The sequence below is a fragment of the uncultured Ralstonia sp. genome, from assembly GCA_913056305.1.
Classification (GTDB): Bacteria; Pseudomonadota; Gammaproteobacteria; order Burkholderiales; family Burkholderiaceae; genus Ralstonia.
Window position 1 is genome coordinate 1 of the sequence record CAJXMR010000387.1, and the last position, 2,505, is coordinate 2,505.

At 64.2% G+C, this 2,505-nt stretch carries 3 protein-coding genes; all 3 read right to left on the bottom strand.

Going from position 1 to position 2,505, the window contains the following annotated elements:
• A partial coding sequence (gene accC / locus QZ609_RS26380) for an acetyl-CoA carboxylase biotin carboxylase subunit (RefSeq protein WP_295501434.1) occupies positions 1–1,232 on the bottom strand: 1,232 nt, incomplete at its 3' end.
• Positions 1,233–1,360: 128 nt separating this feature from the next.
• Positions 1,361–1,822, bottom strand: a complete 462-nt coding sequence (gene accB, locus QZ609_RS26385) for an acetyl-CoA carboxylase biotin carboxyl carrier protein (RefSeq protein ID WP_295501435.1) — start codon at positions 1,820–1,822, stop codon at positions 1,361–1,363.
• 149 nt (positions 1,823–1,971) lie between these two features.
• On the bottom strand, positions 1,972–2,439 hold the full coding sequence (gene aroQ, locus QZ609_RS26390) for a type II 3-dehydroquinate dehydratase (protein WP_295501437.1): 468 nt from the start codon (positions 2,437–2,439) through the stop codon (positions 1,972–1,974).
• Positions 2,440–2,505: the final 66 nt, after the last annotated feature.

The following is a 2,505-nucleotide window of genomic DNA, read 5'->3' on the forward strand; positions in this document are numbered from 1 at the left end:
ACCACCATTTCCGACAGGGCGATGCGCATGCGGGCGATGGCCTGCTCGCGCGTGGCGCCGTACGAGATGACCTTGCCGATCATCGAGTCGTAGTTGGGCGGCACGAAGTAGCCGTTGTAGGCGTGCGAATCGACGCGGATGCCGGGGCCGCCCGGCACGTGCCACGACGTGATGCGGCCCGGCGACGGCGTGAACTTGAACGGGTCTTCAGCGTTGATGCGGCACTCGATGGCGTGGCCCTTCAGGACGACGTCCTTCTGACGGAAGCGCAGCTTCTCGCCGGCCGCCACGCGGATCTGTTCCTGCACGATGTCGATGCCGGTGATCATTTCCGTGACAGGGTGCTCGACCTGCACGCGCGTGTTCATCTCGATGAAGTAGAACTCGCCGTTCTCGTACAGGAACTCGAACGTGCCGGCGCCACGGTAGCCGATCTTCTTGCAGGCGTCGGCGCAGCGGTCGCCGATGCGCTCGATCAGGCGGCGCGGGATGTGCGGTGCCGGCGCTTCCTCGATCACCTTCTGGTGGCGGCGCTGCATCGAGCAATCGCGCTCGCCCAGCCAGATGGCGTTGCGGTGCTGGTCGGCCAGGATCTGGATTTCCACGTGGCGCGGATTCTCCAGAAACTTCTCCATATAGACTTCCGGGTTGCCGAAGGCGCGGCCGGCTTCTTCGCGCGTCATGTTGACGGCGTTGATGAGCGCGGCTTCCGTGTGAACCACGCGCATGCCGCGGCCACCACCGCCACCGGCAGCCTTGATGATGACCGGATAGCCGACCTTGCGGGCAGTGGCCAGGATTTCCTTCGGGTCTTCGGGCAGCGCGCCTTCCGAGCCCGGCACGCACGGCACGCCGGACTTGATCATGGCCTGCTTGGCCGAGACCTTGTCGCCCATCAGGCGGATGCAGTCCGGCGTCGGGCCGATGAAGGTGAAGCCGGATTGCTCCACGCGCTCGGCGAAGTCGGCATTTTCCGACAGGAAGCCGTAGCCCGGGTGGATGGCCTGGGCGTCGGTGACTTCCGCCGCCGAGATCAGGGCCGGCATGTTCAGGTACGACAGCGGCGACGGTGCCGGGCCGATACACACGGCTTCGTCGGCCAGCTTGACGTATTTGGCTTCCTTGTCCGCCTCGGAATAGACCACCACGGTCTTGATGCCGAGTTCGCGGCAGGCGCGCTGGATGCGAAGCGCGATCTCGCCGCGATTCGCAATCAGGATCTTGTCGAACATCGTGTTCTCGCTACAAAAAGGGGAGGCGAGGGCGCTATGGCTGGGCCGTACTCAGTGGGCCCGCGCGCCGGCTCGCGCTCGGATGCAGCGCCGAGAGCGCCGCACGAAGAGGGTCAGATGCCGGAAGATCAGCCGATCACGAACAGCGGCTGACCGTATTCCACGGCCTGGCCGTTCTCGATCAGGATGTCCTTGATGACGCCGGCCTTGTCCGCTTCGATCTCGTTGAGCAGCTTCATGGCTTCGATGATGCAGATGGTCTGGCCTTCCTTGACGGTGTCGCCCACCTTGACGAACTCGGCGGCACCCGGCGACGGCGCGCGGTAGAACGTGCCGACCATCGGCGAGGTCACGATGTGGCCGGCCGGCAGGGCAGGCGCGGCAGCTTCAGCGCTGACGGCGGCCGGGGCGGCCGCAGCGGCGGCCATCGGAGCAGCCTGCATTGGCATCGGCGCATATTGCATCGGGGCCAGCACTTGCGGCGCCGACTTGACGATGCGGACCTTGCCTTCGCCTTCGGTCACTTCGAGTTCCGAGATGCCCGATTCGGCCACGAGGTCGATCAGCGTTTTCAGCTTGCGCAAATCCATGAACGTTCTCCTGCAGCGTCGGCGTCTGGGGCAAAAGGGCGGTCGCGCGCGAATGGCTCTTCGCTGCGTCGGCCAAAAAAGGCGCTCCAGGCGCTGGCGTCGTTGCGTTGGTTTAAATGGGTTGAGAGGGAAAAAAATACGGCGACTGGTCAGCCGCCGTGTTGATCCATGACGAAATCCAGCGCGGCCAGGTAGCCGCGCCAGCCGAGACCGCAAATCACGCCCACCGCTTGGTCCGCCAAGTACGAATGGTGGCGGAACGGCTCACGGCGGTGCACGTTGGACAGATGAACCTCGATATACGGGATCACCACGCCGGCCAGCGCGTCGCGCAGGGCTACGCTCGTGTGCGTATAGGCGGCCGGGTTGATGATGATGAATTCGACGCCTTCGCTCTTGGCGGCGTGGATGCGGTCGACCAGTGCACCCTCGTGGTTGGACTGGAAGTGCGCCAGCGTGACACCGCGCGCCTGAGCCCGTTCGGCCAGCGCGGCGTTGATGTCAGCCAGCGTGGTTGCGCCATAGACTTCCGGTTCGCGCGTTCCCAGCAGATTGAGGTTCGGGCCGTGCAGGACCAGCACGTTGCGAAGCGCTTTGGCGATCGGTTTGTCAGCCACGATTTGACTGGTTGAGCGAAGTTGGGCGCAATTTACAGCAACTTAGAATGCTTTGTCTAGTTTTTG